27 protein-coding genes and 1 pseudogene are annotated in these 25,928 nt (G+C 65.8%); 16 read left to right on the forward strand and 12 right to left on the reverse strand.

Annotation, left to right across the window (positions count from 1 at the left end):
• Positions 1-101 precede the first annotated feature (101 nt).
• Positions 102-1,268, reverse strand: coding sequence for a nickel/cobalt efflux protein RcnA (locus BKK81_RS06110; protein ID WP_071011376.1), 1,167 nt, complete (start codon positions 1,266-1,268; stop codon positions 102-104).
• A gap of 140 nt (positions 1,269-1,408) precedes the next feature.
• Here BKK81_RS06110 and BKK81_RS06115 point away from each other — a divergent pair, with 140 nt between their 5' ends.
• Positions 1,409-1,681 (forward strand): metal/formaldehyde-sensitive transcriptional repressor, encoded by a 273-nt coding sequence (locus tag BKK81_RS06115; RefSeq protein ID WP_071011378.1) that lies wholly within the window; start codon positions 1,409-1,411, stop codon positions 1,679-1,681.
• Between the two features lie 205 nt (positions 1,682-1,886).
• On the opposite strand, the gene BKK81_RS06120 is transcribed toward BKK81_RS06115, so the two are convergent.
• The 3 genes from BKK81_RS06120 to BKK81_RS06130 form a co-directional block, all read right to left on the reverse strand.
• On the reverse strand, positions 1,887-3,470 hold the full coding sequence (locus BKK81_RS06120; RefSeq protein ID WP_083383969.1) for a methyl-accepting chemotaxis protein: 1,584 nt from the start codon (positions 3,468-3,470) through the stop codon (positions 1,887-1,889).
• Between the two features lie 342 nt (positions 3,471-3,812).
• On the reverse strand, positions 3,813-4,202 hold the full coding sequence (locus tag BKK81_RS06125; RefSeq protein WP_071011381.1) for a type II toxin-antitoxin system VapC family toxin: 390 nt from the start codon (positions 4,200-4,202) through the stop codon (positions 3,813-3,815).
• Positions 4,199-4,444 carry a type II toxin-antitoxin system Phd/YefM family antitoxin gene (locus tag BKK81_RS06130; RefSeq protein ID WP_071011383.1) on the reverse strand — a complete coding sequence of 82 codons (246 nt, stop codon included), beginning with the start codon at positions 4,442-4,444 and terminating at the stop codon, positions 4,199-4,201. The genes BKK81_RS06125 and BKK81_RS06130 overlap by 4 nt, the downstream gene beginning before the upstream one ends.
• A 573-nt stretch (positions 4,445-5,017) precedes the next feature.
• On the opposite strand from BKK81_RS06130, the gene BKK81_RS06135 reads away from it, so the two are divergent.
• From BKK81_RS06135 to mhpD, 7 genes are all read left to right on the forward strand, one after another.
• Positions 5,018-5,341 carry a hypothetical protein gene (locus BKK81_RS06135; RefSeq protein ID WP_071011384.1) on the forward strand — a complete coding sequence of 108 codons (324 nt, stop codon included), beginning with the start codon at positions 5,018-5,020 and terminating at the stop codon, positions 5,339-5,341.
• A gap of 19 nt (positions 5,342-5,360) precedes the next feature.
• Positions 5,361-5,693: a hypothetical protein gene (locus tag BKK81_RS06140; protein ID WP_071011387.1), complete on the forward strand. Its 333-nt coding sequence runs from the start codon at positions 5,361-5,363 to the stop codon at positions 5,691-5,693.
• Between the two features lie 75 nt (positions 5,694-5,768).
• Positions 5,769-6,806 (forward strand): TRAP transporter substrate-binding protein, encoded by a 1,038-nt coding sequence (locus tag BKK81_RS06145; protein ID WP_071011388.1) that lies wholly within the window; start codon positions 5,769-5,771, stop codon positions 6,804-6,806.
• Between the two features lie 193 nt (positions 6,807-6,999).
• Complete coding sequence (locus tag BKK81_RS06150) at positions 7,000-7,518, forward strand: PPC domain-containing DNA-binding protein (RefSeq protein ID WP_071011390.1); 519 nt, start codon at positions 7,000-7,002, stop codon at positions 7,516-7,518.
• Between the two features lie 12 nt (positions 7,519-7,530).
• On the forward strand, positions 7,531-9,435 hold the full coding sequence (locus tag BKK81_RS06155) for a TRAP transporter large permease (RefSeq protein ID WP_071011391.1): 1,905 nt from the start codon (positions 7,531-7,533) through the stop codon (positions 9,433-9,435).
• Between the two features lie 107 nt (positions 9,436-9,542).
• Complete coding sequence (locus tag BKK81_RS06160) at positions 9,543-9,836, forward strand: YciI family protein (RefSeq protein WP_071011393.1); 294 nt, start codon at positions 9,543-9,545, stop codon at positions 9,834-9,836.
• A 58-nt stretch (positions 9,837-9,894) separates the two neighbouring features.
• Positions 9,895-10,692 carry a 2-keto-4-pentenoate hydratase gene (gene mhpD / locus BKK81_RS06165; RefSeq protein ID WP_071016142.1) on the forward strand — a complete coding sequence of 266 codons (798 nt, stop codon included), beginning with the start codon at positions 9,895-9,897 and terminating at the stop codon, positions 10,690-10,692.
• A gap of 107 nt (positions 10,693-10,799) precedes the next feature.
• Here mhpD and BKK81_RS06170 read toward each other — a convergent pair whose 3' ends face one another.
• Entirely contained in the window at positions 10,800-11,786 is a 987-nt protein-coding gene (locus tag BKK81_RS06170) for a LysR family transcriptional regulator (RefSeq protein WP_231907985.1), read from the reverse strand.
• Positions 11,787-12,207: 421 nt separating this feature from the next.
• On the opposite strand from BKK81_RS06170, the gene BKK81_RS06175 reads away from it, so the two are divergent.
• Positions 12,208-13,404: a DUF4382 domain-containing protein gene (locus BKK81_RS06175; RefSeq protein ID WP_071016144.1), complete on the forward strand. Its 1,197-nt coding sequence runs from the start codon at positions 12,208-12,210 to the stop codon at positions 13,402-13,404.
• A gap of 131 nt (positions 13,405-13,535) precedes the next feature.
• A complete protein-coding gene (locus BKK81_RS35185; RefSeq protein WP_156811133.1) occupies positions 13,536-13,973 on the forward strand; it encodes a hypothetical protein in 438 nt (145 codons plus the stop codon).
• Positions 13,974-14,091: 118 nt separating this feature from the next.
• On the opposite strand, the gene BKK81_RS06185 is transcribed toward BKK81_RS35185, so the two are convergent.
• Both BKK81_RS06185 and BKK81_RS06190 read right to left on the reverse strand, forming a co-directional pair.
• The gene (locus BKK81_RS06185) at positions 14,092-14,484 is read right to left on the reverse strand and encodes a type II toxin-antitoxin system HicB family antitoxin (protein ID WP_071011396.1); all 393 of its coding nucleotides are present in this window, start codon (positions 14,482-14,484) and stop codon (positions 14,092-14,094) included.
• 9 nt (positions 14,485-14,493) lie between these two features.
• Positions 14,494-14,676 carry a type II toxin-antitoxin system HicA family toxin gene (locus BKK81_RS06190; protein WP_071011398.1) on the reverse strand — a complete coding sequence of 61 codons (183 nt, stop codon included), beginning with the start codon at positions 14,674-14,676 and terminating at the stop codon, positions 14,494-14,496.
• Between the two features lie 502 nt (positions 14,677-15,178).
• Here BKK81_RS06190 and BKK81_RS06195 point away from each other — a divergent pair.
• Positions 15,179-16,231, forward strand: a pseudogene (locus BKK81_RS06195) (chitinase); the annotation flags it as partial.
• 526 nt (positions 16,232-16,757) lie between these two features.
• Here the strand turns inward: BKK81_RS06195 and BKK81_RS06200 are convergent.
• Positions 16,758-17,606: a hypothetical protein gene (locus tag BKK81_RS06200; RefSeq protein ID WP_071011400.1), complete on the reverse strand. Its 849-nt coding sequence runs from the start codon at positions 17,604-17,606 to the stop codon at positions 16,758-16,760.
• A gap of 275 nt (positions 17,607-17,881) precedes the next feature.
• Between BKK81_RS06200 and BKK81_RS06205 the strand changes: the two genes are divergently transcribed.
• Positions 17,882-18,199, forward strand: a complete 318-nt coding sequence (locus tag BKK81_RS06205; RefSeq protein ID WP_071011401.1) for a DMT family transporter — start codon at positions 17,882-17,884, stop codon at positions 18,197-18,199.
• Between the two features lie 153 nt (positions 18,200-18,352).
• Here the strand turns inward: BKK81_RS06205 and BKK81_RS06210 are convergent, their stop codons facing one another.
• The 3 genes from BKK81_RS06210 to BKK81_RS06220 form a co-directional block, all read right to left on the reverse strand.
• Positions 18,353-18,766 (reverse strand): YcgJ family protein, encoded by a 414-nt coding sequence (locus BKK81_RS06210; protein WP_083384204.1) that lies wholly within the window; start codon positions 18,764-18,766, stop codon positions 18,353-18,355.
• 111 nt (positions 18,767-18,877) lie between these two features.
• A complete protein-coding gene (locus tag BKK81_RS06215) occupies positions 18,878-19,261 on the reverse strand; it encodes a hypothetical protein (RefSeq protein ID WP_156811135.1) in 384 nt (127 codons plus the stop codon).
• Between the two features lie 307 nt (positions 19,262-19,568).
• Entirely contained in the window at positions 19,569-20,255 is a 687-nt protein-coding gene (locus BKK81_RS06220) for a response regulator transcription factor (RefSeq protein ID WP_071011404.1), read from the reverse strand.
• Between BKK81_RS06220 and BKK81_RS06225 the strand changes: the two genes are divergently transcribed.
• Positions 20,254-22,389 (forward strand): sensor histidine kinase, encoded by a 2,136-nt coding sequence (locus BKK81_RS06225; RefSeq protein WP_083383971.1) that lies wholly within the window; start codon positions 20,254-20,256, stop codon positions 22,387-22,389. The two genes, BKK81_RS06220 and BKK81_RS06225, sit on opposite strands and share 2 nt — an antisense overlap.
• 271 nt (positions 22,390-22,660) lie before the next feature.
• Here BKK81_RS06225 and BKK81_RS06230 read toward each other — a convergent pair whose 3' ends face one another.
• Positions 22,661-23,026, reverse strand: a complete 366-nt coding sequence (locus BKK81_RS06230; protein WP_071011407.1) for a MerR family transcriptional regulator — start codon at positions 23,024-23,026, stop codon at positions 22,661-22,663.
• Positions 23,027-23,099: 73 nt separating this feature from the next.
• Between BKK81_RS06230 and BKK81_RS06235 the strand changes: the two genes are divergently transcribed.
• From BKK81_RS06235 to BKK81_RS06240, 3 genes are all read left to right on the forward strand, one after another.
• Positions 23,100-24,179 carry an SDR family oxidoreductase gene (locus BKK81_RS06235; protein WP_071011408.1) on the forward strand — a complete coding sequence of 360 codons (1,080 nt, stop codon included), beginning with the start codon at positions 23,100-23,102 and terminating at the stop codon, positions 24,177-24,179.
• Positions 24,180-24,266: 87 nt separating this feature from the next.
• A complete protein-coding gene (locus BKK81_RS34090) occupies positions 24,267-24,491 on the forward strand; it encodes an IS4 family transposase (RefSeq protein WP_083383972.1) in 225 nt (74 codons plus the stop codon).
• A gap of 326 nt (positions 24,492-24,817) precedes the next feature.
• Positions 24,818-25,867 carry a linear amide C-N hydrolase gene (locus BKK81_RS06240; RefSeq protein ID WP_442873250.1) on the forward strand — a complete coding sequence of 350 codons (1,050 nt, stop codon included), beginning with the start codon at positions 24,818-24,820 and terminating at the stop codon, positions 25,865-25,867.
• Positions 25,868-25,928 lie beyond the last annotated feature (61 nt).

Genomic DNA, 25,928 nt, shown 5'->3' on the forward strand with positions numbered 1-25,928 from the left:
GTGGCCCGTATTCTACCCGGCGCATCCGCGCATCCCGGGGCGGGGGACAGCGCCGTGCGTGCTGCCCTGAGCCACCGTCAGAGCCACCCTCAGAGCCGCCCTCACAGCCGCGCCAGTCCCTGCATCCCCTGCCAGCCGACGTACAGTCCCACCAGCACGATCAGCGCGCCGGAGAAGTAGGGGGCCTTGCGCGCGAACTCGCCAAAGCCGCCCCAGCGCCGGGAAACGTGCTTCACGCTGAGCGCCGCCAGCGCCCCCGAGGCCACCATCGTCAGCGCCAGGCCGATGCTGAAGCACAGCACCAGCGTCGCGCCGAGCGTGATCTTCTTCAACTGCAGGCACAGCAGCAGCACGGTGATCGACGCCGGGCAGGGAATCAGGCCGCCGGTCAGCCCGAACACGATGATCTGGCCGGTGGTCACCTCGCGGTTGGCGAAGCGGCGGCGGATGTCATTGGCGTGCGCCAGCTCGTGCGCGTCCTGGTAGCCCGGCGCGGAAATGTCCAGCCCTTCGTAGTCCTTGACCACGTGGTGGTGATCGTCGTGCTCCACGAACTCCACGTCGTAGTCATGCCGGTGATGCGGCTCGCCCAGGCGCAGGCGGGCAATGAATTCATGCGGCTCGGGGATGGGCTCGGCTGACTCGAGGAAGCCGTCGCGCTGCACGAAGGGGAAGAACTGCCGCGAGCCATCGGCGCGCTCCGTCTCCAGCTCGACCTGGCTGGCCGGCCAGGCGTGCGGGTGGCGGCCCTCGGCATAGAGGCGGAAGCACGGCGGCACGCCGTCCTCGAAGATCTCCAGCCGCAGGGTGCCGTGGTGGCCGGTGTCGATGAAGCGGGCCGCGGCATGGTGATGGCCGTGACCATCGCCGTGATCGTGGCCGTGATCATGGTCATGCCCATGATCGTGATCGTGATCGTGCGCATGCCGCTGTCCCTGCCAGGTACGCCACAGCATCCATGCTGCCACCGCCACGATCAGCACCGCCGAGGCCACCTGGAAATAGGGCTCGGTCGCCTCGGCGCTCCAGTTGCGGCCGAAGTACAGCCCGGCCATGGCCACCGCCCAGACCACCGCCGTATGGGAAATCGTGGCCGACAGCCCGAGCAGCACCGCCTGCGACAGCGTGCCGCGGATGGCCACGATGAAGGCTGCCATCATCGTCTTCGAATGGCCCGGCTCCAGGCCATGCAGGGCACCCAGCAGGATGGCGCTGGGGATGAACAGCCAGGCGTTGCCTTGCTGCAGGAGGGTGGAGAACTCGGTCATGGCGGCGGATGGGCGGCGCGCGCGGCACGCGCTGAATGGATCGGTTTCGGGGTGGGCGCATTATACTCCCCCCCAGTATATCCATGCTACCCTCAGGCCTTCCCGAAGCCCCCCGATCCCGCCCCGGAGCCCCCGACGCCATGCCCCATACCATCCGCGACAAAGCCAAGCTGCTGGCGCGCGTCAAGCGCATCCAGGGGCAAGCCGCAGCGCTGGAGAAACAACTCACGGAAGAGGCGGAATGCGTGGACGTGCTGCAACAGATCGCCGCCATCCGGGGTGCCGTCAACGGACTGATGGCCGCCGTCATCGAGGGTCACCTGACCGACCACGTGGTCAAGGAACCTGACGAGGGGCGTCGGCAGCAGGACCTGGATGCCGTGCTGCAGGTCATCAAGTCCTATCTGAAGTAGGGCGGCCTGCGCGGCGGAGGGTATCCGCTCCCGCTTCCGCTCCCGCATGCACATCCGCATCCGGTGCGATGCGGCGCCCCTGTACACGGCGACGCCGCGACAGGCGGGGGTGCAAGGCCGCGCGGGGGCTGCGCGGGGCCAGCCCAAAGAGCGCGCCCCTGTCGAGGCAGGGGCGCTGGGCAGGGCAGGCGAGGGGGGGGCGGGCTCAGGCCGGCGCCAGGCGCGAGGTGCCCGCGTTGCTACCCCCGATCCGGAAGAATGCAATCGCCGTGGCCAGCTCGGCGGCGCGCTCCTGCATCGATTCCGCCGCGGCGGCGGCCTGCTCGACCAGGGCGGCGTTCTGCTGCGTCACCTGGTCCATCTGCGCCACCGCGCCATTGACCTGCTGGATGCCGGTGCTCTGCTCGTCGCTGGCCGCCGTGATCTCGCCCATCAGGTCGGCCACGCGCTTGACCGCACCGACCACGTCGGCCATGGTGCTGCCCGCTTCGCCCACCAGCACGTTGCCGGCATCGACCTGGCCGACCGAAGCCTCGATCAGTGTCTTGATTTCCTTGGCCGCGCCGGCGCTGCGTTGCGCCAGGCTGCGCACCTCGCCCGCCACCACGGCAAAGCCGCGTCCCTGCTCGCCGGCGCGGGCAGCTTCCACCGCGGCGTTGAGCGCCAGGATATTGGTCTGGAAGGCGATGCCGTCGATCACGCCGATGATGTCGGTGATCTTGCTGGCGGAAGCGCTGATCGCGTCCATGGTCGCGACCACGCGCGACACCACTTCGCCGCCCTTGGCGGCGATGTCGGAGGCGCTGGCGACCAGCGTGTGCGCCTGGCGGGCATTGTCGGCGTTCTGCTTGACGGTGGCGGTCATCTGTTCCATCGAGGCCGCGGTCTCTTCCAGCGAGCTGGCCTGCTCCTCGGTGCGGCTCGACAGGTCCAGGTTGCCGCTGGCGATCTCGCGGGCCGCGTTGCCGATGGTGTGCGAGGCCTGGCCGATCTGCCCGATGGTCTGCGCCAGCTCGCTGCGCATGCGGCTCACCGCCGCCAGCAGGCTGTGCTGGTCATCGCCCCGGGTCTCGATGCGCACCGTCAGGTCGCCGGCGGCGATCCGATTGACCACATCCGCCGCGTAGGCGGGATCGCCGCCGAGCGTGCGCTCCAGGCTGCGGTTGGCCATCGCCGCCAGCAGTGCCAGCACCACGCCCACCGCCAGCAGCAGGCCGCCGGTCTGGTACAGCGAGTGCAGGAAGGCCGCATTGATATCGTCCATGTAGGCGCCGGTGGACAGGATCCAGTCCCAAGGCTCGTAGCGCAGCACATAGGACAGCTTCGCCACCGGCTCGGTGCCGCCCACATGCGGCCAGACATAGGACACGAAGCCGCCATCCGGCTGCTTCGCCGCCGCCGTGATTTCCACGTACAGGCGCGTGCCGGCGGCGTCCTTGAAATCGGTCTGCTTCTTGCCGACCAGGTCCGCCTTGATCGGGTGCATCACGACCCGCTCCTCGGAGTCGGTGACGGTGAAGTAGCCGTCCTTGTCGTAGCGCATCGCGCGGAAACGGTCCAGCGCCTGCTTCTTCGCCTCCTCCGGGCTGATGGCGCCGCTGCGGGCGAGATCGTCGTATTGCCTGGCCAGGTTGACGGCCTGGGTCGTCACGCTGACCAGGTTGTGCTTGCGTTCCTCGATGCGGATCTGCCGCGCCTGGTAGGCATTGACCACAGACAGCAAGGCGAGGGCGACAAGGCAGAAAACAAGCGGTAGCCAGAGCTTCTGGCGAAACGTAAGCGTGCTCATGATATGGGGGCTCCAAGGTACTTCGCCTGCGCAGAGCGAGGCATGCCGGCCACGTCGGCAGGCACGCGGGGGTTTAACGACGGCCGGCCGGAGGAACTTGAGCAGCGGCGCGGGCGACTTCACTGGCAGCGCGGCAGAAGCGGCGCAAAGGCATCTTGGGGGCAGTCAGCAGGCCTTGCGGCTGGCGACGGACGGCGTGTCGGCCCTCGCTGCGGTGCGAGGGCGCATGCCGAGGCGGGGTGACGAGGATGGGTGACGAGGGTGGCTGCAGGGAGGTGCGAAGGATGGGCGATGCGACAGGCTGGCGGGCGATGAACAGCCCGGCCGCGCCTGCGCCGCCGACTATGGCACCAACCGTATCGGACCGGGGTACCGCGCCACCATGCCATCCGACGTCAGCAGCGTGATGCCTTCTACGTTGGCCTGCGCCACCAGCAGGCGGTCGAACGGGTCCCTGTGCAGCGGCGGCAGGCTGTCGACCGTCACCGTGTGCTCGCTGGTGACCGGCAGCTCGCTGTAGCCGTTGTCGAGCAGCCCGCGTCGCAGTACGCGCGGATCGACGCGGAAGTCGCTCCGGCCAAGTCCGCGCTTGATGGTGATCTCCCACAGGCTGGCTGCGCTGAAGAACAGTTCCGAGTCGGGAGAAGCGATCAGCTCGCGGGCCGGCAGGGGAAGGCGTTCCGGCAGCCCGGCGGCCCACAGCAGCAGGTGCGTGTCGAGCAGCAGCTTCATGCGTTGCCGCCGAACAGGGCTTCGATCTCGCCGGCGCCCAGGGTGTCGAAGTCCTCCGGCACCGCGATCTCGCCGGCCAGGAAGCCGAGCCGCCGGACCTGGCCGGCATCCGGGGCGGACAAGGGCACCACCTTGACCAGGGGCTTGCCCGCCTTGGCGATCACGAACGGCTCGCCGCGCGCCGCCTGGTCGACCAGGCGCGAGAGATGGGTCTTGGCTTCGTGGATGTTCACGGTTTGCATGGGTTTCACCAACTGGACTAAGTTTGCTTAGTCTAGTCCATATTGGCGGGTTGTTGGGAGCCTGATCCACCACTCGGAGCGGCGGTCGGGCGACGAAGGCACCGCGGGCGGAGACACTCGCGTCTTGGCGTCATGGCTTCGAAGCGTATCCGGTCAGACGGCCGCAGAACGTTGCCATCGGTGACGATTGCGGCCGGCCTGGCCTCGCCTGCCGGCGATCGCCATGCCATGGGTTTGCTCCCCTCTCCCGCAGGCGGAAGAGGGGAGCCCGGTTGCCGCGTGGCGGGTGTTGTCGTCATGGCGAACGCTGGCCTTCGCCTTCGCTATGCCACCGGTTTGCTCCCCTCTCCCACTTGTGGGAGAGGGGCCGGGGGAGAGGGCAGGCGCCCGCAGCAGCCGAGACATCGCATGCCCCTGCATCACCAACCACCACCAACCACCACCGCATCACCCCTTCCCGCCAAGGAAAGTCTGATATCTCGTTTCAGGGATATGACGCAGGGCGCCGCTTTTCTAAGCTTCGGTCATCGCGCTGCATTCTCCCGCAGCCCGAATACTGACCTGGAGACATCGATGCCCCTGTTTCTCAATGAAGTCTGGCTTGGCGACATCCAGCCCAAGGTGATGGAAGACGCGGTCGCGTTCTTCGGCAACCTGAGCGTCGGCACCAAGCCCGGCAACCTGCCACCCGACCTGCGCATGGTCGCCGGCCCCTGGCTGTCCGCCGAGGAAGCCAAGGTGATGTTCATCTTCGAGATCGACGATCCCTCGACCATGTTCGACGCCTACGCCGAGCGCGTGGTCAGTGGACTGTTCGCGCGCCGCAAGCTGACGCTGCTGTCGGGCTGGGACCAGATGAAAGCCTACACCGACCGTGTGTCGGCCGATCAAGCTTGAGCAAGCAGGGAGAAAGACGATGCCGAAGTTCTTCAACGAAGTCTGGTTGCGCGATATGTCCCCGAACACCATGCAGGGCGTGGTGGATTTCCTCGGCAAGCTGCGCCAGGGCGTGCGGCCGCACAACCTGCCGGGCGACCTCAAGCTGCTGGCCGGACCGTGGCTCTCGAACGAGGAGGCCAAGGTCTATTTCGTATTCGAGATCGACGACCCCACCGAGACCTTCGAGGCGTTCGCCGAGCGCGTCGCCGACGGCTTGTTCCTCAAGCGTCGCCTGACGCTGATCCAGGACTGGGATGGCGCGCGGCGCTTCTCGCGGTACCTCTCCAGCCGGCAGGGCGAGGCGGCCTGATCCGCCCGGGTGGCCGCACCGGCCACCATCGCCATGCCGCTGGACACCAATAAAACAGACCAAAGGAGACAAGTGATGAGCGGGTTCAACAGCGGGCGCCGCCTGGCGCTCAAGCAGGGGTTTGCCATGGCGGCCGCGTCCGCCGCCTCCGGCCTCATGATCGGCACGCCGGCGCGCGCGGCGGGGCAGGCGTTCCGCTACAAGCTCGGCATCGCGCTCGACGCCACGCATCCGACCACGGTCAACCTGAGCGCGGCGGCGGCCGAGATCGCCCGCGCCTCGAACGGGCGGCTGGAGATCCGCGTCTTCCCCAGCAGCCAGCTCGGCAACGACACCGACATGATCTCGCAGGTCCGCGCCGGCGCCATCGACTTCGTCAGTACCGCGGGCCTGATCTGGGGCACGCTGGTGCCGGTGGCCTCCATCAGCGGCATCGGCTTCGCCTTCCCGGGCTACGAGCAGGTCTGGGCGGCCATGGACGGCGAGCTGGGCGCGCATATCCGCGCGGCCTTCGCCAAGGTCAACCTGATGCCCCTGCCGAAGATCTGGGACCACGGCTTCCGCCAGGTCACCAGCAGCAACCGGCAGATCCATGTGCCGCAAGACCTCAACGGCTTCAAGATCCGGGTGCCGCTGAGCCCGGCGCTGACTTCGATGTTCAAGGCCTTCGGCGCGGCGCCGGCCGGCATCAACATGGCCGAGACCTACACGGCACTGCAGACCAAGGTCGTCGACGGGCAGGAGAACCCGCTGACCATCCTGCAGACGCAGAAGCTGTACGAGGTGCAGAAGTACTGCTCGCTGACCTCGCACGTGTGGGATGGCTTCTGGCTGGTGGCCAACCAGCGCGCCTGGAATGCGCTGCCGGAAGACCTGCGGCAGCTCGCCGCCACCACCTTCGATGCCTGCGCCGTCAAGCAGCGCCAGGCGGTGGATGCCTTGAACACCCGCCTGCGCGAGGAGCTGAAGGGGCGCGGCATGGCCTTCAACCAGCCCGACGTGAAGGCCTTCCGCAACTACCTGAGCCAGGCCGGTTTCTACAAGGGCTGGCAGCAGAAATTCCCGGCCGAGAGCTGGGCGCTGCTGGAGAAGTACGCGGGCAAGCTGGCCTAGCCGCGCCGCCGCGCCATCGCGCCATCGCGCTGTTGCCACCGGCGATCTCTCACCGATGGCTGCGCCGCGATGCCCGTTCTCCCTTGAGCGTTCCCCCTTGGGCGTTCCCCCTTGAACGCCGCTCCCCGATGGCCGGTGGCCGCGCGCCACCGCCGTGGGCGCACTCACCCCCAACCTACCAAGAGACCCGATCATGATCCTCAAGCAAGCCCTCTCGCTGCTGACGCTGACCCTCACGCTCTCCGTGATGGGAACGCAGGCCGCCGCCGCCGCTGACCTGAAAGGCAAGGTCATGAAGACCCCCACCGGCTACCTGGTGGTGCTGCGCCACGGCGACAACGTGCTGCAGAGCCTGGAGCAACTGGCGCGCGACGAGCAGATCCCCAGCGCCAGCTTCGTCGGCATCGGCTTCATGTCGGAGGCCACCTTCGGCTTCTACGACTTCCAGCGCAAGCAGTTCGATCCGAAGACCTTCCGCAGCGTCGAGATGGCCAATATGACCGGCTCCATCGCCTGGAAGGAAGGCAAGCCGTCCATCCATGCCCACGGCACCGTGACCGACGGCAGCTTCAACGGCGCCGGCGGCCACCTGCTGGGCCTGACCGTCGGCACCGGCTCGTGCGAGATCACCGTCACGGTGTATCCGCAGCGCCTGGAGCGTTTCACCGATCCCGAGATCCAGGCCAATGTCCTCGGCCTGCCGCAACAGTAGGGGAGGTGCGTCATGTCCACCCGAATGGTCGAAGGCGACCCGCGCGCCATGGAGAGTCCCGCCAACGCGCCAGCGAGCGGGGCGCCGGCACGCGCGCTGCAGCTGGCGGACAAAGTGCTCGGCGTGCTGTCGGAGGTGCCGGCCGCCTTGCTGGTGGTGGCCGAGGTCGCCGTGCTGTTCTGCGGCGTGCTGAGCCGCTACGTGCTGCACACGCCGCTGGTGTGGGTCGATGAAGTGGCGTCGCTGCTGTTCATCTGGCTCATCATGCTCGGCTCGGCGATCGCATTCCGGCGCGGCAGCCACATGCGCATGACGGCGCTGGTCGACAAGGCAGGCCCGCAGTGGCGCGGCGTGTTCGAGCTGGTGGCGACGGTGGCCGCGCTGGCGTGGCTGGCGCTGGTGGCCTATCCGGCCTACGCCTTCGCCAGCGAGGAGGCGCTCGTCACCTTGCCCGCGCTGGATATCTCCAATGCCTGGCGCGCCGCCGCGCTGCCGGCCGGCATCGTGCTGATCCTGCTGATGGGCGTGGTGCGGCTGCTGTCCACCGCCAGCCGGCGCGCGGTGGTGGTGGCGCTGCTGGCCTGCGGCGCGGTGGCCGGTGGCCTGGTCGCGCTGCAGCCGGTGCTGCAAGACCTGGGCAATGCCAACCTGCTGCTGTTCTTCGTCGGCTTCGTCGGCCTGCTGATCCTGGGCGGGGTGCCCATCGCCTTCTCCTTCGGCCTGGCCACGGTGGGCTATCTCTCGCTGACCACCTCGACGCCGACCATCGTCGTGATCGGGCGCATGGATGAAGGCATGTCGCACCTGATCCTGCTGGCGGTGCCGCTGTTCGTCTTTCTCGGCATGCTGATCGAGATGACGTCGATGGCGCGCGCCATGGTGCAGTTCCTGTCCAACCTGCTCGGCCAACTCCGCGGCGGCCTGTCGTACGTGCTGATCGGCGCCATGTACCTGGTGTCCGGCATCTCGGGCGCCAAGGCGGCGGACATGGCGGCGGTCGCGCCGGCGCTGTTCCCGGAGATGAAGCAGCGCGGCGCCGACGAAGGCGACATGCTGGCGCTGCTGGCCGCCACCGGCGCGCAGACCGAGACCGTGCCGCCGAGCCTGGTGCTGATCACCATCGGCTCGGTCACCGGCATCTCGATCGCCGACCTGTTCACCGCCGGCCTGCTGCCGGGCGTGGTGCTGGCCCTGATGCTCGGGCTGCTGGTGTGGTGGCGCGCGCGCAAGACCTGCGCGCCCTGCACCCCGCGCGCCAGCCGCGCGGCGGTGGGCAAGAGCCTGCTGGTGGCGCTGCCGGCGCTGGCCTTGCCCTTCGTCATCCGCGCGGCGGTGGTGGAGGGCGTGGCGACGGCGACGGAGGTGTCCACCATCGGCATCGTGTACGCCATGCTCGCCGGCCTGCTGGTGTACCGCCGCTTCGACCTGCGCCGGATCTGGCCCGCGCTGGTGGACACGGCGGCGCTGTCGGGCGCCATCCTGCTGATCATCGGCGCCGCTACCGGCATGGCCTGGTCGCTGACGCAATCGGGTTTCTCCAGCGACCTGGCGGCGGCCATGGCGCGCCTGCCGGGCGGCGCGGCGGCCTTCATGGCGGTGTCGATCGTGGCCTTCGTGCTGCTCGGCAGCGTGCTGGAGGGCATTCCCGCCATCGTCCTGTTCGGGCCGCTGCTGTTCCCCATCGCGCGGCAGCTCGGCATCCACGATGTGCACTACGCCATCGTCGTCGTGCTGGCCATGGGCATCGGCCTGTTCGCGCCGCCGTTCGGGGTCGGCTACTACGCCGCCTGCGCCATCAGCCGCACGCCGCCGAGCCGGGGCGTGCGGCACATCTGGCGCTACATGGCATCGCTGGCGGCCGGCACGGTGCTGGTGGCTGCCGTGCCGTGGATCTCCACCGGCTTCCTTCCGCACTGAAGCACTGAAGCACCGGGGCGCCGCGCCCCGGTGCATGGATGTGGCGATCCCTTCAGCGACGCATCCATGCATCCACTGACTGATCTCCTGACGCATCGAGCACAACCATGAAATTCGCAGCCTTCGTCGAGTATGCCAACGAGCCCGAGCGGCTTGCCCAGCTCCGCCCGCTTCATCGGGCCTACCTGCAGGACCTGCTGCAACAAGGGCGGCTGGTGGTCGCCGGTCCGTTCGCCGACGGCAGCGGCGCGCTGTTCGTCTACGAAGTCGCCAACGAGAGCGAGGCGGCAAAGCTTGCCGCCAACGATCCCTTCGCCAAGGCCGCGCTGTTCCGCGCCGTCGTCATGAAGCCGTGGAAGCTCGTCTTCGCGAGTCCAGACAACCTCAACCCGCCGCTGTGAGGTGCCGCCGATGACCGAGACGATGACCCAGGCGATGACCAAGACGACCCACGCGGGCATGGACACTGCCGTGCTGCAACGGCTGGCCGCATCGCTGCGCCAGGCCGCCCTGGACGGCCAGCCGGTGGCGCCGCTGCGGGATGACCTCGCGGCCATGGGCGAGGCGGGCGCCTATGCCGTGCAAGACATCAACACGCAGCACGCGCTGGCCGCCGGGCGCCGCCTGTCCGGCCGCAAGATCGGCCTGACCTCCAAGGCCGTGCAGCAGCAGCTCGGCGTCGACGCGCCGGATTTCGGCATGCTGTTCGCCGACATGGAACTCGCCCCGGATGAGCCGGTGGTCCTCGGGCGCGTGCTGCAGCCGAAGGTCGAGGCCGAAGTGGCCGTCGTGCTGGAGCGCGACCTGGGCGACACCGGCGACGGGCCGGTCACGCTGGCGCGCTTGATCTCGGCCATCGCCTATGTGCTGCCCGCCGTCGAGATCGTCGGCAGCCGCATCCGCCACTGGGACATCCGCCTGCTGGACACGGTGGCCGACAACGCCTCGTCAGGCCTCTACGCCCTCGGCACCCGGCCGCGCAAGCTGTCGGAGGTGGACCTGCGCACCTGCGGCATGCTGATGGAGCGCCGGGGCGAGGTGGTGTCGCTCGGCGTGGGCGCGGCCTGCCTGGGCCATCCGCTCCATGCCGCGCTGTGGCTGGCCCGCAAGATGGCCGACGTCGGCAGGCCGCTGCTGGCCGGCGACGTCATCATGAGCGGCGCCCTCGGGCCCATGGTCACGGTATCGCCGGGCGACGTCATTGACACCACCATCGCCGGACTGGGCACGGTGCGTACTGCATTCTCGGCGGCTTGATGGCGCAGCTTGATGGCGTGACTTGACGGCGTGACTTGACGGCGTGCCTGGATGGTGTGCCCGGATGGCGTGGGGCACGGCCTGCGCATTCGCGCGGGCCGGCCGCCCTATGTTTCCTTGCCGGAGCGCTTGCCCTTGGCCGGCGCGCTGGCCGTCGTGGCCTGTGATGTGGTCTGCGGTGCGGCTTGCGGCGTGCCTTGGGCCGTGGCGGCCCGCGTCAGCTTGCGGATCAGGTCGATCACGGTGCGGCTGGCATGGGTCAGCGGCCGCTGCGTGCTGATGGCCAGCACCAGCGTGCGCGTCAGCACCGGCTCCACGATGCGGCTGACGCCGATGCGCCCGAGCCGCATGTCGACGTCCACCGCCTGCCGCGTCAGGATGGTATAGGCCGCGTGATTGGCCACGATCTCGCGCATGGCCGTCAGCGAATCCACCTCGATCTGCGTGTTCAGCGGCACGCCCGCTTTCTTCGCCTCGTCCAGCAGCATCATGTGGAAGCCGTCCGGCGCGCCCGGCAGCACCAGCGGCAAGGCGGCGGCCTCGGCAAAGCGGCAGCTCGGCCCGGCCACGCGCGGGTCGCCCGCCGGGGCGATCAGGTAGAGCTCATCCGTGGCGAGCGGTTCGTCCGTCTTGTGCAGGCGGTCGCCATAGCGCGAGAACACGCCCACGTCGGCGCGCCCGCTCGCCAGCGCCTCTTCGATATTGCCGGCGAAGCCCTCCATCAGGCGCAGGTCGATCTTCGGGAAATCCGCCCGCACCCGCTGGAACAGCGGCCCGACGATCTGCTGGGTGATGGACGCCTGCAGCGCCAGCCGCACCGGCCCGCTGGGCACGTCGGCCCGATCCCTGACCTCGTTCTTCAACTGCTCGAACTCGCCCAGCAGCGACTTCACCCGCGGCATGATCGACTGCCCGAACTCCGTCAGCACCACGCCCCGCCCGGTGCGGTAGAACAGCTTCGCGCCGAACTCGCTCTCCATCGAGGCAATGTGCTTGCTCAAGGCCGACTGGGCCATGCCCCGCGCGGCGCAGACCTTGCTGAGGCTGCCCGCCTCGACGATGTCGGATAACAGTTGCAGGTGCTTGATGTCCATCGCCTGTCCGCGCCAGGAGAAACAGAAGCGTGCGCTGCCGCACCGGCTGGCACGGCATGGCCCGCGCCTGCGTGCGCGGCCGCACGGTGGCCAGATTGTAGCGAGATTCCCTGGCGGGGATGGGGTGTCCGGCAATTACCGGCGCGCACGCCAGACTCGTGCACGGGAGAGTCCCATGCCCCTGGCCCGTCCCCTCGCGCAAGCCGTTGGATGGAGAAGGTGCGCCGAAGCGTATGCCGATGCGTGTGCCGATGCGTATGCCGAAGCGAATGGCGCCAGCAGGCACCCTGAGCCGCCCACACCGCCACCTGCCGCTCTGCTGCCGTTCTCCCGCGTCCGGCTGGCTTTCTTACAAAGCATTACATCTGCCGGTAAGCGGAAACCTATGCTCAAACTACGAGATCGGTTGGAGAAGAAGGCCATGTCAGCAAACCATATCAACCTGCCCGGCTTGACCTTGATCGCATTGTCCGGCGCCGTGCTGCTTGCCGCCTGTGGAGGCGGAGGAGACGGCGGCTCCGGCGGCGGCACGGGAACCCTCAGCGTCGCCATGACCGACGCGCCCAGTTGCGGTTTCGATCACGTGTTCGTCACGGTCGACCGGGTGCGGGTGCATGCGGATCCGAATGCCGACGTGAAGGGCAGTGGCTGGACGGACATCACGCTGAATCCGGCGCGCCGCATCGATTTGTTGAGCCTGACCAATGGCGTGCTCACCACACTCGGCCAAGCTGCGTTGCCTGCCGGCGACTTCCAGCAGATCCGGCTCGTACTGGTTCCGAACGCCGGCGGGGCGCCGGCAAATTCCGTGGTGCCGACGAATGGCAGCGAACAGGCGCTCGACACGCCAAGCGCCGTGCAGTCCGGCATCAAGATCATTCGTCCGTTCACCGTCGCGCCCAACACGCTGACCGATCTTATCCTCGACTTCGACGCGTGCAAGTCCATCGTGGCACGGGGTAACGGCTCGTTCACCCTCAAGCCGGTCGTGACGGCCCTGCCGACCAGCGTCAGCGGCGCCGTGACAGGCGTGGTGAGCGGCGGTCCGGGCGCCAACGTCTACGCGGAACGCCATGGCGTCGTCGTCAAGGCGACGGTGGCAGACGGCAGTGGCAGCTTCACGCTGTCGCCGATCGAGCAAAGCAGCACGGCAGGCAATGTCGACGTCGTCATCGTGCCCATCGCATCGAATGGCCTGAGCACGGGCATCATCAAGGGGGTTCCCGTCGTGGCGGGCGGCAGCACGGCGGTCGCTACCGCTGCTACGCCGATCTCGCTGCCGCAATCGTTGTTCCGCACGGTTTCCGGGACGGTCACGCCAGCCAGCGCGCAGGCAACCATTCGCGCGCTGCAGCAGACTGGCGGCGCGACGTTCGAAATCGCTGCGACTGCCGCGGCGTCCGATACCGGCGCATACAGCCTGTTCCCAACCCAGCCGGCGCTGCCCGCGAGCGCACCCATGGTGGGCAGCTTCCAGGCGATGCTACCCATCCCGCTCCAAGCGGACGGCACCGCCGCCGGCAAATACAGCATCCAGGCCACCAGCGCCACCGGCGCGGTCAGCACGCAACAGGTGAATGTCAGCAGCAGTAACGTCGTGCAGAACTTTGCCTTCTAGGAAGCGGCGCAGAACGGGCTTCCGTCCACACGGCCAGGCCAGCGAAGGCCATGGCCGCGGGGGGCGATGACCTCCATCGCTCTGCGCGTCGTGCAGCGCATCGAGAATTGTCAGACGTCAGGGGACTTGCCATGAGCAAACATCGCACTGCAGTCTTGGCCGCCACTGTCCTGGTGGCTTGCCTGTCAATTGCCGCGTACGGCCGGGACAAAGGTGGCGGCGGGGGTGGGGCAATGGGAGGCGGCATGGGAGGCGGCATGGGGGCACCGGGCAGGATGGGCAGTGAGCCCGGTGGTCAATCCGGCAGCCACATGAGCAGTTCCGGCCAGCTCAACACCAATGGGCCGGAATCCACCGACCGCGACAAGGGCAGGGCGCGCGCGGAAGACCGCAGGGACATGGACCGTGGCGACATGGACCGCGACAAGACGGACCGCGACAAGGCAGACCGCGACAAGACGGACCGCGACAAGGCAGACCGCGACAAGGCAGATCGCGACACGGACCGCGACACGGATCGCGACCATCACTCGCAAAAACTGCTGGCGCCTCGGCAAGACAAGCGCTAGTCCATTGCGTCAGGCAAAGCGCTCCCGAGCGGCGGCACATCCAGGTCGCAGGCTTTGCCACGACACGTACGGCCTGGAGGCGCAGTCGATCGGGGGGGCTTTCGAATGACGCAGCGGACTAGGCTCGCTCCATCTCGTGCTCCGCCGCCAGGGCGAGGAAGGCCGAGCGCGACAGGCGCCGCTGCCTGGCGGCCGCGTCGATCTGCTGAAGAAGCCGTTCCGGAAGGCTGATATTCAGCCGCACCGCCTTGGATCTCAGCTTGGACAGATCGATGTCGAACAGCATCCAGACGCCGCCTTCGAACTCGGGCGATGCGGTCAGGGATTCCAATGGCGTTGGCCGGGGAATGGGTGTCTCGCTGCCGGCGAAATGGGCTTCGGCGGCCTCCTGCACGGCGGCGGGCAGATCTTCCCAGTCGTCTGCCGCGGCAAAGCAGCCCGGGAAGTCGGGGAATGAGACGCCGTGCGCGTGCCTGGCGTCTCCCACGTGGACATACAGGGGATAGAGCATCCTTCTTCCTTACCTCAAGCCAGCCTGTTTCTGGATACTGCGCACCGTGCCTATCGGGAGATCCTTGTCCGGATGCGGGACCGTTACCTTTCCCGGCGTCGTCGGGTACCTGAACTGATAGTGGGAACCCACGGTGTAGACGAGTTGCCAGCCATCCGCCTTGAGTTGCCGGATCAGGTCTGCGCTATGCATCGATATCGTGTTTTATATCTTACACAAGAATGTGTAATCTGGCTGGGTTGACCGCGAGGTGCGTTGAGTAGGCAACGGCCTTCACTACGCCACCGGTTCGCTCTCCTCTCCCACTTGTGGGAGAGGGGCCGGGGGAGAGGGCGGGCGCCAGCAAGAAGCGAGCGCCGTCGTACACACGAATGCCGGCGCGAAGCCGATGCACCGCATCGAACCATCAACCGCAGTACACAGGCGAGACCTTCCGAAAGGATGCCCCTGGCAAGCCGAGCGAAACGTTGCACGCTGTCAATTCCGCGAGCACGTGCCTGCCCGGCACAAGCGACCCGCGTCATCTGCGTCATCGTCGTCATCTTTCCATGCTCAGATGGCAACCGAACGCGCCGCTATACTCCCGTGGGGGTGGAATGTGGCGGAACGCACCCTCGTACGCATTGCGGCCGGCTATGCTGTCGGGACAGGGCCGGCGTACATGTGAATACAACGCTAACCAGAGAGAACAAGAATGAAAGTCGGGGTCTTATCTCGCGCAGTCACGGCAACGCTTGCGGCGGCATGTCTCGCCACTGCCGCCGGCGCGGCGCAGGCACAAGGCATCTACGCGCCCTTTGTCTATCTCCCCATGACCCCGGTGCCGCTGATCGACCAGATCGGCGTGCACCAAGGAATCCAGCAGTTCAATCTTGCCTTCGTGGTGGCCGGCAGCGGATGCCAGCCTTCCTGGGGCGGCGTGCAGCCGATCGGCGCGAACGCCAGCGGCTCGCTGCTGAGCACCATCGCCACGTCGATCGCCAACTTCCGCGCCAAGGGCGGCGAGGTGGCCGTGTCGTTCGGTGGCGCGGCCGGTACGCCGCTGATGCAGGCATGCAGTTCCGTGTCGACCTTGAAGAGCGCCTACCAGACCGTCATCAATACCTACAACCTCACGCACGTCGACTTCGACCTCGAAGGCACGCCGCTGCAGGACACGGCGGCGGTGTCGCGCCACTTCAGGGCGCTCGCGCAACTGCAATCCAGCCTGGCAAGCAAGGGCAAGACGCTGCATGTCACGCTCACGCTGCCGGCCATGCCGTACGGTCTCACGTCGGACGCCGTCAACGCCGTCAACGTGGCCATCCAGAACAAGGTGACGTTCGACGCCGTGAACCTGATGACGATGGACTACGGCACCGCCGATACCGACATGGGCGCGGCGGCCGCCAGCGCGGCGCAGGGGCTGTACTCGCAGCTCGACACGGCCTACAAGGCCGTCGGCCAGGTCAAGACCAATGCGCAGCTGTGGCAGATGGTCGGCGTCACGCCGATGATCGGCGTGAACGACACGCCGGGCGAGATCTTCACGGTGGCCAATGCGCAGAGCGTGCTGAATGTCGCCAGCACCAATGGCTACGGCCTGCTCAGCAACTGGTCGATCAGCCGCGATCAATCGTGCCCGAACGGCGGCACCCAGGTTTCGCTGAGCTGCTCAGGCATTACGCAGAATCCGTATGACTTTGCTACCGTGTTCAAGCCGTTCAACGGCCATTGGGGCACGGGCGTGACGCAGGATCCGAATTACTGAGGCCGCAGCGGGACTTCAAACCGCCCCTGAACTCACCCGAGCGCAATGCAGCCGGCCGCGCAGCATGAAGCGGCCGGTATCCATGCTTCGTGCCATGGCTTGCGAGCCAGCAGAGCATAATGCGGCAGGATGTCAGTCGCATGAAAAAAAAGAGGGCATAGGCGCGGGGAGCTCCTATGCCCTGAGGACTGCAGCAACGGGGTCAAATTGCGTTGCCAGTAGCTATTGTGGTGCATTGCATCAAAGTCGTTACCCCGCAGAGGGTGGGTTACCGTCTTAAGAGGGGTAAAGGAATGGCGTGGGCGGGTGGGGTACCTGCCGGCTCGGCAGAGCACCCGCTACACCCGGGGCCACGGTGCTCGGCTTTCGGGGAGAGAACCCGTCCAGGCAGCCGATGCGGGCGTTTCCGCAGCCCCGCGCGCGCTCCTGGGACAGCCTGCGGGCCTCGCCGCATCGCAGCGCACAATGCTGGACAGGGTTCCGCCGTTTCGCCAGTATCCTGCTTTGCGCATATCCCGCAGGCTCACTCCAGCGGCTCCTCCCGCTCGAATGCCGTGACGTCGACGCGCTGGACCTTGCCCATCTGCCGCACCTCGGTACGCAATACGAAGAAGACGGACGGACAATACCAGTCGGTGACGTTCATTACCGTCGGTATCGACTCCAGCCGTTCACCGGCAAACTCCAAGGCGCCGAGCGAGGTACGCTTCTCGTAGCTAATGGGGAGGCATTTCTGCGGCCCCAGCGCAGTGGCAATGGTCTGCAGACGCCCCACCTTACGAGGCCCCACGGCTACCGAGGCATGCTCCGCGCGCATCGTGCCCACCTCCTCGCCCGTCGCCAGCCGATAGATCTTGACGGAGAGGGCCGACTCGAACGTCTCGCCTTCGAGCACCTTGCCTTCCTGAAGCGCCATCGATGCGTAATCCAGCACGCCCCGGCCCCGGAACGCCGCTTCGCCGAACATACGGGCATAGCGGGCGCGCGCATTGACAACGGCGCTGATACTTTCCACATTGCCTTCGCTACCGCTTTCCGCAGGCACGATGCGCACAGCATGCACCTGGTCTACCACGACAGGCGGACCCTTCAGGGCGGCCATCGCCGACTTCGAATGGATTTCGAAACTTGCCTCGCAACCGCCCGGCTGGATGGCAGCCTGGCGCAGCCGGAAGGTGATCGACATCGGCATTTCACCGTCGGCCTCCATCTGCACGCGGGTGCCGGCCCGAAACCACGGCATGTCGCATAGCGAGGCGGGCTGCCCGCCTGCCTGCATGGGCTGCGCGGCCACGTATTGAACCGGCAAAGCGCCGGCAAGGCAAAAGGCCACGGTAGCGGCAAGCCGCCAGTGGCCATAGGTCAATGCCATGCTGAGACCGATGCCAGCAACCGGCCGCGTCCGACGACGTGGTGAAGTGGTACGCGCACAGGAAACCGCACAAGAAACCGCACAAGAAACCGCACAGGAAACAGCATTCTTGCGGCAGCTTTCGTTGTCCTCCACAATGAACGCCTCCTGACACAGTGGCTGCCTTCGCCGTAGCGACGATGCCCACGGATAATGGCCGGTATGTCATGTTTCTTGGCCATCGGCGATCGCCAGCTCCTGTTTTCGACACAACATCACAAAAGGGTATTGAGCCTATGGCCTGGACCTACCTGATTCTGGCTGGCTTGTGTGAAATCGGCTGGCCGATCGGCCTGAAGCTCGGCGGCGTAGACTCCCTGCAACGCATGCTGTGGATCGTCTTTGCCATTGCCTGCATGGCGGTCAGCGGCTTCCTCCTCTTGCTCGCCCAGCGCGAGATCCCCATGGGAACCGCCTATGCCACGTGGACCGGGATCGGGGCCGTGGGCGCGTTCCTGGCCGGGATCTTTGTCTTCGGCGACGCCAATACCGCGATGCGGTGGGCGTCTGTCTGCCTGATCACGGCCGGCATCATCGGCCTGAAGCTCGCGTAATCCCTCCGGCAATCCGCGGGCAAAGCCCGCTGCGAGCAGCCAAGTACCGGTCTCCAGCCTCCAGCCTCACGCACAGTCCGGCGGGTCTGGCATGCCGCGTCATGCCGCGTCATGCCGGGTCATGCTGTTTGCCGGTCCTCCCCACGGAAGACGTCATTGGCCGTGCGCCGCCTGGCAGGACGCCCCTGCCGCTGGCTTGCCGAACAACAGTCGCGTGTACTTCGCGGATACGGGGCTGCGCTGGCCCTTGGCGTTGAAATAGCGGTCTTCTCGACACAGGCATTCCTTGACGTCACAGAAGACGCCGTTCGAAAAGGTGAACGCCGAGTGGTCGAACGGCCCGCGCGAAAAGGTCCGCGCAGCGATTTTCTTGCCGAGATAGCGTTCCGTCAGCCCCTGCGAGACGCCATCCTTGTCCGCACAGATATAGCCGTCGCAGAGGACACCAGCGGCCGGTGAATGCACACCCCCCGCACGTGCCGACACCGTGCCTGCGGCAAGGAACAGCGCAAATGCCGCAAATGCCGCAAATGCCGCAAATGCCAACGGCCATCGCGATCCACTCATCGCCACCTCATCCGATGCGCCGGGCGGGCCATGGCGCACCGCCGCCGTGAGCACGTGCGCACCCGGGTTCCACGGCAGGACAATCCCGCGGGATAGCCGGCTGGCACCGCCTCAAAAGTCGATCTTCTGCAGTTCCCACGCATTCTGGGCGTTCCTGCAATAGAGGGGCTCAAGGATCAGCACCGGACCCCTTCCCCGCATCTCCACGGTGATCCGGCGGCAAGGCGTCCCTTTGCGGCGCAAGGTCCGCGGCGTAACGTTTGCCTCGACGATCGGCATGGAGGTCTGGCTTTTCCAGTGCGTTACCTTGGCGTCGCGCTCCTCGTCGCGCACCCGGTACACCTCGGCCTCCAGCCGGGACAGATCCTCCGTGCTCAGGTGAGACAGCGGCGTATCCGATAGAAAGCCGAAGTTGCCCTGAGCCTGGGCGCCGGCGGCGAACGATGCCAGCACGATGCCGGCCAACATGCAGCGGTAGGAAGTTCGAGCAAGCATAGCGATCCTGACAGTCCAGAAGTTATCGCGCCCGCGTCATCGCATCGGCCATGGCCGCGGTCGATCGCTGCACCGCGCTGCACCGCGCTGCACCGCGCTGCACCGCGCTGCACCGCGCTGCAGCGGGCGTGCCTCGGTCACCTGCAGCCCGGCATATCGTGGCGACAACGATGTGCGATGCACCATCACAGCATTTGCATTGCATGATAATGCCGGGAAGTCCACGCGATTCTGAGGAATTCTGAGATCCGCCCGGACTGTGGCTGGCGGCGGACAGCTGAAAGCTGACAGCGGACAGCGGACAGCGTCATGGCTGCTGGATGTCGACCTCGCCGAGAAACTGATACCCTCGCCCGCGAGCCGAGCGGATGGGGAGTTCCATGCCTGAGGCCGCTTGTACCGCCTTGCGCAATTGATACACATGCGTATCCAGGCGGCGCTGGTCATACTGATCGTAGTCTTCGGAGAGGGCGTTGACGATCTCGCGCCGGTTGACGGGCGCCCCGCGTCCTGCGGCAATGGCGCGCAAGATAATGAACGCTTGTGCGGTAAGGCAGATAGGGGCCTCACCAGGCGGGAGAATCTGGCGCCGCCCGACATCCAGGATCCAGCGCGTGCTGACGCCCCCCGCCGCCAGCCGGCGGCCCAGCGCGGCCACCGTTGCGGCAAGTTCTTCCAGGTCGAAGGGCTTGCCAAGATAGTGATCCGCTCCGATCATGAGACCGCGAACTCTCTCAGCGGTACTGCTGCGCGCCGAGACAACGATGATGCCCAACCGTCGTCCATGCGCACGCAGCCAGTCGATCAGATCGATGCCGTCGCCGTCCGGCAAGCCAAGGTCGATCACGGCAATGGCATGGTCGCACGGAGAGAACACCTGGCGAAACTCGGCGAGGGTGCCGACGGCGTCGGTGCGATGCCCGCACTCGGTCAAGTAGCCCGCCAGTTCGCTGCGCAGGACAGGCTCATCTTCAAGAAGGATCACGCTCACCATGGACGTAGTGTACTGTGCTCGCTATTCGCCCATTCTGAGGAAATCCGGTTCCTTCTGTTCCCCTCGTTCGCCGGGATCCATGGCTTGTCGCGCCTGTCGCGCCTGGCTGCTGATTCTCCTCTTGCTGCTTTGCCATGGCGCTGGCGCACAGACGCCACGCAAGCTCACCGCCACTGCCGACCCGATCGATCTCGCCCCCCATATGGCATGGCTGCGCGATACCACGGGCGCCATGACCATCGAGCAGGTGGCGGCTTCCCCCGCCTGGCAGGCGCTTCCCGGCAATCTCAACATGGGGTTCACGCACGACGCGATCTGGCTGCGTGTCGCCATCGATCGGCCCGCCGACGGACCGCGCGACTGGCTGCTCGAAATCAACAACGCGGTGTTTGCCGAAGTCCGGCTCTATCAAGCCAGCGCCGGCGCTGGCTGGCGCGAACGCCGCGCGGGCGGCGACGTGCCGCGCAGCGAATGGGACTGGGATTTCCGTGTTCCGGTCTTCCGCCTGCATGTGGACGAGCCGGGTCCACATACCTTCTGGCTGAGAATCCGCTCCCGAACCTCGATTTCAGCGCAGGTCGTTCTCTGGCAGCCGGCGGCATTCCAGGCGCGCGCGAACACCGAATCGCTGGCCTACGGGATTCTCTTCGGTGCCTACGCCGCAATCTTCATCTTCCATCTCCTCTTCTGGACGTGGACGCGCGAAGAAGTGAACCGATGGTACGCCGGCTACGTGGCCTGCAGCATTGGACAGATGCTGCTGAACTTCGGGCATCTGCAGCAGTACACCGGCATGCCGGGGCCGCTCGGCGACAGGCTGCTGGCGCTGCTGATCTGCAGCTCGATCTGGTTTGGCGTCAAGCTGTGCGTGCAGTTCCTGGGGCTTGCCACATTGATGCCCCGCCTCGCCCGTATCCTTCCGGCGCTGGCACTGGTGCTTGCCGTGGTCACCTCGTTCCTCGCGGTCGATGTCGGCTACGCCGCAGGCGTTGCGCCAGCGCAGATGTCGATCCTCGTGCTGATCGGCATCCTGACGGCGATCGGCCTGCGCCTTTGGCTCCGCGGGCACCGGCACGCTGGCTTCTTCCTGCTCGCCTTCGGCATCTACTTTGCCGGCATCGTCCTGCGCATCCTGCGCAACCTGACCGTTCTCCCGCCGAACCTCCTTACCGACAACTGCTACCAGGTCGGCGCCATCGCGCATATGGCGGTCATGAGCCTTGCCATCACCTGGCGCTACAACGCCTTGAAGCAGGAGAACGCCCGGGTGCAGGCCGAGGCGCTGCGCGTGCAGACTGACTACGCACTGTCATTGGAATCGACGGTGACGAGCCGGACCGCTTCGCTGGTCGCGGAGATTCGCCGCCGCGAAGCGGTCGAGGGAGAACTGCGGCTTGCGCTGGAAGCCGAGAAGCGGGCACGGCAGGAGCAATGCGATTTCGTGGCCATGGTCTCGCACGAATTCCGCACCCCGTTGTCGATCATCGATACCAGCGCCCAGCGCATTGCCGGGAGCGCAGGCACGCCTCAGCTCACCATGGATCGCAGTGGCAATATTCGCCAGGCGGTGCGGCGCATGACCTCGCTGATGGATGCGCTGCTTTCCCTGGATCCCCTCGACAACGCCCTGCGCGCCTTCGCGCTGGCCAATGTCGACCCGGAGCCTTTGCTTCGCAGCGTCGCAAGGGAATGGGATGGTGACACCGTGGTTGTCACCTGCAGCGCGCTACCCGGGGCGTTTCCTTGTGACCCGGAACTGATGCGCCTCGCCCTGCGCAACCTGTTGTCCAATGCCATCCGGCACTCTCCCCAGGATTCACCCGTTCATCTTGGCGCGGTTGGCGGGGACAACGGTATCGCCATCTCGATCACGGATCGAGGCCATGGGATTCCAAGCGATGAGTTGCCCAAACTCTTCCAGAAGTACTTCCGCGGCCGCCGCGCCGCGGGCAAGCCAGGCACGGGATTGGGCCTGTACCTGGTCAAGCGCGTCATCGACCTGCATCAAGGGAGTATCCGCGTCGATAGCCAGCTCGGGCACGGCACGACGTTCGTCATCTCACTGCCGCATGCCACAGCGGGCCCTGCGCGCCCATCCGCCGCTGCCGACAACTTGCTGCTCACTTCAGGCTGACATGGGGCAGGGCAGAGCCGGGTGGCGCGGAGCCGGACGTGCCAGGCGGCGTCAAGCCGATCGCATGGCAATTGCCGAGCCACCGCGAAGCCACGACGCGGCAGGAAACGATGGAATGGCGGCCAAGACCCTGCAGAAGTTGCGGGCCGGCGGGCACGCTGAGAATGGCGTATGAGCCGATGCTTTGCGGTGGATCGGTTTTCGATGCCAATCCTGGGTCAGGGCCTGGTGCAAATCAAGGTGCAAATCAAGGTGAAAATCAACGCGCAAATCAACGCTCAAGCTGCCTGGCAGCACTGGCTTCGAGGTTTGCGCGCTCTTCATCCAGATACCGATAAATGCTTTGCAGGTCGGTGATTTTCTGTCTGATTTCCGCCATCTTCTTTTCAATTACCTTGGCACCGTCAGCGCAATCGATCAGCTTGTTCCGCTGCGCATCCAGAATCTCGCCTATTTCCTTCAGGGAAAAACCCATGCTCTGCGCGCGCTGGATAAAGTCCAGGTCCTGCAGGGTCTGCGCTGAATAAACGCGATAATTGTTGGTTTGCCGTAGCGGTGAGATCAGGCCGATTTGCTCGTAGTAACGCAGCGTATGGCGGCTGGCGCCGCTGCGGGCCTCGAGTTCGCTGATTTTCATGTAAACACCGCTTGACTATAGAGTTGGGTCGACAGTTTACACTCGATTTCTCGCCTTACCAAGGAGCAGGGAAATGAGCGTGGAGTGCTTTGTCACGGGGGGGACCGGCTTCATCGGTCAACATTTGCTGGCGACCCTGAGTGCGAAAGGTCACACCATCCGGGTGCTGATGCGTCGCCCGCAGCGACTCGCCGCACTGCGGGAACAAGTCGACAAGCTGGGCGGGAACGCCACCCGGGTATTTGCGGTAGCTGGCGATCTGGAACAGGACAACCTCGGGCTGAGTCTTGCTGACCGAGAAACGCTAAGGCAGGCGAAAGTCGTATTCCACCTGGGCGCCCACTTCGCTTGGGGGCTTTCATTGGCGCATTCTCGCGCAGTGAATGTGGAAGGGGCAAAGCGCGTGGCGCTGTTGGCGGCCGAGCAGAACAGCCGCTTAGTGATGATCGGCGGCTACATGCTGAAGAATCATGAACATCTGCAACGTATCGGCATCGATCCGCGTTATCCGGGGCTGACGGATTGGCCTGCCGTCTACCGGCGTGTCGGTGCTTACGAGGGGAGCAAGATCGAGGCGCATTTTGCCACCCTGGAGCTCATGTCCGCCAAGGGCGGAGAGATGACCGTTGTCCACCCCGCGACGGTTTGCGGCCACAGCCGCACGGGGCACATCCTTGACGGCCAGCCGCTGGTGGAGTTGATACGCAACCTGTTGCAGGGAAAGCTGACGGCAGTGCCCGGTACGGCCAAGCACTGGCTGCCACTGGTCACCGTGGATTACCTGGTCGAGCTGGTGGCGGCTTGTGCCTTGGATCCTGCCATGGCGGGCCAGGAACTGCTGGCGCTCGATGGCCAGACGCCCGGCTTGCGGGAACTCCTGGCTGAGGCGGCGCAACCCGTTGGCGTAAAGCCTCCCAGGCATTACATTCCGCTCCGGTTGCTGAAGTTGCTGCTGGGTATTCCTCCCGTCGCGCGATTTTTGAATACCAAGGCCGAAGCCCTGGACTTTATCCAGACCACTCGTTTTGATACAGCGGCGCTCGAGCAATTTGCCGGCAGGCATGGCATAGCCAAACCGGATATACGTCAGTCTTTGCAGCACACGGCAACCTTCGTCAACGCCTATTGCCTGGCCAAGGGGAAGTCCCGCTGACTTCTCCCCTGGGCGCGACAAAGGCGTCGGCCCCGTCAGCGCCGTCAGCCCCCGATTCAAGTTCGAGCGCCTGGATCCTGGTGATCCGTGTCGGGATCAAGGCAGGCGCGCGCCGGATGGAAGGGAGGGGCGTGGCGCATTGCCCGCCCGAAGACACCGGCCACACGCAATCAGAAGATTCGGTTGCTTGCTTCCCCGGGTGGGTTCCTTGGGCGGAAGCGCGCTGGCGAGCCCGGCGCTAAGACGATCCGGATCGGCATACAACGGACCATCGACGCCGCGCTCACCAATCGAGCACGACGGGAAGCGTGATGGCTTCGGTATGGGGAAATAGCCCTGACGGGGGGTACGGGCGGGTATCGAGATCATGATCCATCTCTCTCCCGCGCATTATCTAAAGGTCCAATGGCTCGGCCCGTGAAGAGGATCGTGAAAGAGGATCGTGAAAGAGGATCGTGACAGAAGGTCGTAACAGAATGTCGTAACTGAAGATCGTAACAGAAGATTCCTGCATACACGATCTCGATTGAAATCAGTTTTCCTCAGTTTCCGGCCGAGATTCTCGGCTATGATGCCCTCAACCGGTCTGGAAATAGACTGAATGTAAAGCCACTTTCCTATTCCATTCGAGGATACGCATCTTGAAACCCTTGTCAAAGTTCGCATTGGCAGTTTTCATGGCGACCCTGACTGGCGCGCCGCCGTCTCTGGCCTGCTCCCGCATTACTTATACCGGCCCGGATCATATGATCGTCACGGGCCGTTCCATGGATTGGATGGTGCCGGTACATACCAACCTGTGGGCGTTTCCGGCGGGAACGGCTCGCGATGGCGCCGCCGTGGATCATTCGCTCACCTGGACATCGAAGTACAGCAGCGTCATCGCCGCAGCCTATGATGCCGCGACGACCGATGGCATCAATGAGAAGGGCCTGGTCGCCAACCTGCTGTACCTCGGCACGGCCGACTACGGGGTACGCAACAAGGCGCAACCGGGGCTGTCGATCGCGGGCTGGGCGCAGTACGTGCTCGACAACTTCGCGACGGTCGACGAAGCCGTCAACGCGTTGCGCGCCGAGCCGTTCCAACTGGTGCTTCCGGAGTTGCCTGGGGGCTTCAAGCCGGCCCTCCACCTCGCGATCTCCGATGCAACCGGCGACTCGGCGATCTTCGAGTACCTGAACGGCAAGCTGGTCATTCATCATGGCCATCAATATGCCGTCATGACCAACGAGCCCAGCTACGATCAGCAGCTGGCGCTGAACACGTATTGGCAGGAAATCGGCGGTACCGCGATGCTGCCCGGCACGGAAAGGCCCGCCGACCGTTTCGTCCGCGCCTCCTACTACCTGGGCGAAGCCCCGAAGACCGCCGATCCCGTGCTGTCGGTGGCCGCCATGTTCTCCATCGTGCGCAATGTCTCGGTGCCGATGGGCGCGCAACGGCCCGGTGCCCCGAACGTGGCGCCAACGCTCTGGCGCACCGTCGCCGATCATAAGAACCGGATCTACTATTTCGAGGCCACCACGTCGCCCAACGTCTTCTGGGTCTCCTTCGACAAGGTCGACATCAAACCTGGCGGACCAGCGATGCGGCTTCCCGTTGATGACGGTCCGGTGTGGGCCGGGGACGTCGCGGGCAGTTTCAAGGCCGCCGATGTCTTCCGCTTCCTGCCAGCCAAGAGCTAGTCCGCTCTGCACGGAATCGGAAAGCCCCTCGGCAGGCCAGCCAGCACCTTACCAGGCCTGC

The sequence above is a fragment of the Cupriavidus sp. USMAHM13 genome, from assembly GCF_001854285.1.
GTDB classification, from domain to species: Bacteria; Pseudomonadota; Gammaproteobacteria; order Burkholderiales; family Burkholderiaceae; genus Cupriavidus; species Cupriavidus malaysiensis.

What these genes read in the sequence shown, in the direction of transcription:
- BKK81_RS06200 (WP_071011400.1), bottom strand. Translation starts at nt 17,606, where the DNA reads ATGGCATTGACCTATGGCCACTGGCGGCTTGCCGCTACCGTGGCCTTT.
- BKK81_RS06120 (WP_083383969.1), bottom strand. Translation starts at nt 3,470, where the DNA reads ATGAGCACGCTTACGTTTCGCCAGAAGCTCTGGCTACCGCTTGTTTTC.
- BKK81_RS06185 (WP_071011396.1), bottom strand. Translation starts at nt 14,484, where the DNA reads ATGCTCTATCCCCTGTATGTCCACGTGGGAGACGCCAGGCACGCGCAC.
- BKK81_RS06160 (WP_071011393.1), top strand. Translation starts at nt 9,543, where the DNA reads ATGAAATTCGCAGCCTTCGTCGAGTATGCCAACGAGCCCGAGCGGCTT.
- BKK81_RS06215 (WP_156811135.1), bottom strand. Translation starts at nt 19,261, where the DNA reads ATGCTTGCTCGAACTTCCTACCGCTGCATGTTGGCCGGCATCGTGCTG.
- BKK81_RS06135 (WP_071011384.1), top strand. Translation starts at nt 5,018, where the DNA reads ATGCCCCTGTTTCTCAATGAAGTCTGGCTTGGCGACATCCAGCCCAAG.
- mhpD (WP_071016142.1), top strand. Translation starts at nt 9,895, where the DNA reads ATGGACACTGCCGTGCTGCAACGGCTGGCCGCATCGCTGCGCCAGGCC.
- BKK81_RS06145 (WP_071011388.1), top strand. Translation starts at nt 5,769, where the DNA reads ATGAGCGGGTTCAACAGCGGGCGCCGCCTGGCGCTCAAGCAGGGGTTT.
- BKK81_RS06210 (WP_083384204.1), bottom strand. Translation starts at nt 18,766, where the DNA reads ATGAGTGGATCGCGATGGCCGTTGGCATTTGCGGCATTTGCGGCATTT.
- BKK81_RS06170 (WP_231907985.1), bottom strand. Translation starts at nt 11,786, where the DNA reads ATGGACATCAAGCACCTGCAACTGTTATCCGACATCGTCGAGGCGGGC.
- BKK81_RS06175 (WP_071016144.1), top strand. Translation starts at nt 12,208, where the DNA reads ATGTCAGCAAACCATATCAACCTGCCCGGCTTGACCTTGATCGCATTG.
- BKK81_RS35185 (WP_156811133.1), top strand. Translation starts at nt 13,536, where the DNA reads ATGAGCAAACATCGCACTGCAGTCTTGGCCGCCACTGTCCTGGTGGCT.
- BKK81_RS06130 (WP_071011383.1), bottom strand. Translation starts at nt 4,444, where the DNA reads ATGCAAACCGTGAACATCCACGAAGCCAAGACCCATCTCTCGCGCCTG.
- BKK81_RS06110 (WP_071011376.1), bottom strand. Translation starts at nt 1,268, where the DNA reads ATGACCGAGTTCTCCACCCTCCTGCAGCAAGGCAACGCCTGGCTGTTC.
- BKK81_RS06225 (WP_083383971.1), top strand. Translation starts at nt 20,254, where the DNA reads ATGGACGTAGTGTACTGTGCTCGCTATTCGCCCATTCTGAGGAAATCC.
- BKK81_RS06150 (WP_071011390.1), top strand. Translation starts at nt 7,000, where the DNA reads ATGATCCTCAAGCAAGCCCTCTCGCTGCTGACGCTGACCCTCACGCTC.
- BKK81_RS06115 (WP_071011378.1), top strand. Translation starts at nt 1,409, where the DNA reads ATGCCCCATACCATCCGCGACAAAGCCAAGCTGCTGGCGCGCGTCAAG.
- BKK81_RS06190 (WP_071011398.1), bottom strand. Translation starts at nt 14,676, where the DNA reads ATGCATAGCGCAGACCTGATCCGGCAACTCAAGGCGGATGGCTGGCAA.
- BKK81_RS06205 (WP_071011401.1), top strand. Translation starts at nt 17,882, where the DNA reads ATGGCCTGGACCTACCTGATTCTGGCTGGCTTGTGTGAAATCGGCTGG.
- BKK81_RS06235 (WP_071011408.1), top strand. Translation starts at nt 23,100, where the DNA reads ATGAGCGTGGAGTGCTTTGTCACGGGGGGGACCGGCTTCATCGGTCAA.
- BKK81_RS06220 (WP_071011404.1), bottom strand. Translation starts at nt 20,255, where the DNA reads ATGGTGAGCGTGATCCTTCTTGAAGATGAGCCTGTCCTGCGCAGCGAA.
- BKK81_RS06155 (WP_071011391.1), top strand. Translation starts at nt 7,531, where the DNA reads ATGTCCACCCGAATGGTCGAAGGCGACCCGCGCGCCATGGAGAGTCCC.
- BKK81_RS06230 (WP_071011407.1), bottom strand. Translation starts at nt 23,026, where the DNA reads ATGAAAATCAGCGAACTCGAGGCCCGCAGCGGCGCCAGCCGCCATACG.
- BKK81_RS06125 (WP_071011381.1), bottom strand. Translation starts at nt 4,202, where the DNA reads ATGAAGCTGCTGCTCGACACGCACCTGCTGCTGTGGGCCGCCGGGCTG.
- BKK81_RS06140 (WP_071011387.1), top strand. Translation starts at nt 5,361, where the DNA reads ATGCCGAAGTTCTTCAACGAAGTCTGGTTGCGCGATATGTCCCCGAAC.